This window comes from Methylobacterium sp. WL103 (assembly GCF_008039885.1).
GTDB classification, from domain to species: domain Bacteria; phylum Pseudomonadota; class Alphaproteobacteria; order Rhizobiales; family Beijerinckiaceae; genus Methylobacterium; species Methylobacterium cerastii.
The window spans coordinates 1-2429 of record NZ_VRUX01000616.1; the positions used below are offsets into that span (position 1 = coordinate 1).

3 protein-coding genes are annotated in these 2429 nt (G+C 71.1%); 2 read left to right on the top strand and 1 reads right to left on the bottom strand.

Annotation, left to right across the window (positions count from 1 at the left end; genetic code table 11):
* On the top strand, positions 1-603 hold a 603-nt coding region (locus FV222_RS23220; RefSeq protein ID WP_187277442.1), incomplete at its 5' end, for a glucokinase.
* 37 nt (positions 604-640) lie between these two features.
* On the opposite strand, the gene FV222_RS23225 is transcribed toward FV222_RS23220, so the two are convergent.
* A complete protein-coding gene (locus FV222_RS23225; protein WP_147815745.1) occupies positions 641-2119 on the bottom strand; it encodes an MFS transporter in 1479 nt (492 codons plus the stop codon).
* A 115-nt stretch (positions 2120-2234) separates the two neighbouring features.
* Here FV222_RS23225 and FV222_RS30730 point away from each other — a divergent pair.
* Positions 2235-2429, top strand: a 195-nt coding sequence (locus tag FV222_RS30730; RefSeq protein WP_210248507.1) for a hypothetical protein, incomplete at its 3' end; no start/stop codon positions are given.

Below are 2429 nucleotides of genomic sequence, written 5' to 3' on the forward strand. Positions count from 1 at the left end.
GTGCTCGGCCCGGGCACCGGCTTCGGCGCCGCGGCCCTGGTCCCGTATTCGGACCGCCTCGCGATCGTCTCCACGGAGGCCGGCCATACCGACCTCGGCCCCTCGGACGCCTTCGAGGAGAAGGTCTGGCACGCCCTGGAGCGGGTCGAGGACCGGGTCACCGTCGAGACGGTGCTCTCCGGCCCGGGCCTCGCCCGCCTGCACGCCGCCGTGCGCCACGTCCGGACAGGCGAGCCGGCGGAGAAGATCGAGCCGGCGGCGGTGACCCAGGCGGGCCTCGACGCCTCCGACCCGCATGCGGCGGAAGCGTTGGAGCTGTTCGGGCGCCTGCTCGGCCGGGTCTGCGGCGACCTCGCCTTGACCTTCCTGGCCACCGGCGGCGTCTACGTCGGCGGCGGCATCGCCCCGCGGATCGTCAAGCTCCTGCAGCAAGGCGGCTTCCGCGCGGCGTTCGAGCGCAAGGCGCCGTTCTCCGCGATGATGCGGGCGATCCCGACCAGCGTCATCACCGTCCACGACCCCGCCTTCACCGGCCTCGCGGCCTTGGCGAGCGAGGGCGAGACCTTCGTCTATCACGGCCAGGTGTGGCGCCGGGGGGCCTGACCCCAGCGCCACGCGCGATGGCATCGCGACAGGACCGTCAGGCCGCCGCGAGCGGCTTCGACACGTCCTCCAGCGAGCGTCCCTCGGCCGCTGTGCCGAAGAGGCCGCCGACGATGGCCGCGACCGCCATCAGCGCGGCCCCGACGAGATAGCCGCCGAAGACCGCCTCGCGGGAGCCGGTCTCGACGAGCGAGCCGAACAGGAGCGGCCCCGAGACGCCGCCGATGCCGGTGCCGATGGCGTAGAAGCCGGCGATGGCCAGGGCCCGGATCTCCAGCGGGAAGGTCTCGGCGACGGTGAGGTAGGCGGCGCTCGCCGCGGCGGAGGCGAAGAAGAACACCACCATCCACACGCCGGTCTGCGCCCAGGCCCCGAACACCTCGATCTTGAACAGGTATCCGGCACTCGCGAGCAGCACCGCCGAGATGCCGTAGGTGAAGGCGATCATCGGCCGGCGGCCGACCGTGTCGAACAGGCGCCCGAGGAGCAGCGGCCCGAGGAAGGAGCCGAGGGCGAACGGCAGCAGGTACCAGCCGACGCTGCCGCCGGGCACGCCGTAGAACCGCTCCAGCACCAGGGCGTAGGTGAAGAACAACGCGTTGTAGAAGAACGCCTGCGCGATCATCAGCGCCAGCCCGACGACGGTCTGCTTGCGCGAGGTGCCGAACATCGTCCCGAACACCTCCGAGAGCGGCGTGTGATCGCGGGTGCGCAGCTTCATCCGCTTGCCCTCGTCCACCGGCGGCAGGGTGTGGCCCTCGTCGGTGAAGCGCTTCTCGATGCCGGAGACCACCCGGTCGGCCTCGGCGGTGTAGCCGTGGGTCGCGAGCCAGCGCGGGCTCTCGGGGATCCAGGTGCGGAGCAGCAGGATCACGAGGCCGATGGCGCCGCCGGTGAAGAACGCGACGCGCCAGCCCCAGGCCGGGTCGATCACCTCGGGCTTCAGGAGCACGATCGAGAGGAAGGAGCCGAGCGCGGCGCCGATCCAGAACGACCCGTTGATCACGAGGTCGGTCCAGCCGCGGACACGCGCCGGCACGAGCTCCTGGATCGTCGAGTTGATCGCGGTGTACTCGCCGCCGATGCCGGCGCCGGTGAGGAAGCGGAAGATGCAGAACGAGTAGACGTTCCACGACAGGCCCGTCGCGGCGGTGGCCGCGAGGTAGAGGGCCAGCGTGATGAAGAACAGCTTCTTGCGGCCGATGCGGTCGGTCAGCCAGCCGAAGCCGAGCGCCCCCGTAACCGCGCCGACCAGGTAGGAGGAGGCGGCCAGCCCCACGTCGAACTCGGTGAAGCTCATCGGCGCCTTGCGCAACGCGCCGACGAGCGCGCCGGCCAGCGTCACCTCGAGCCCGTCGAGCACCCAGGTGATGCCGAGCGCCACGATGACGAGGACGTGGAACCGGCCCCAGGGCAGGCGGTCCAGTCGTGCGGAGATGTCGGTGTCGACGATCGTGCCCATGGGGGCGCGCTCGGGCGTCGTCTTGCCCGACGCGGTCTCGACTTTGGTCGCCATGACTGTGTTTACCTTGACTCGAGACGCCTGTTCAGAACGGCGGAGACCAGCGAAAGGTTCGGCTGAGCTTTCATCGTTGCGGGCTTTGATGACGGCATCACCGTGGATGCCTCCCATGAAGCCTCGCCTCGACGTTCGCAAGACAGTCCGCTCCCCGTCGCGGTTCCGTGCTCCGTCCCACCCCCGCTCTCATGCACGCTCCCAGGCCCGCAGCCTCGGGCCCTGCCTGCGGCTGGGCATCCTGGCGACGGCGGCGCTCGCCGGCCTCGCCGTCGTGCCGACCCACGGGGCCGACGCGACGCTGGCCCGG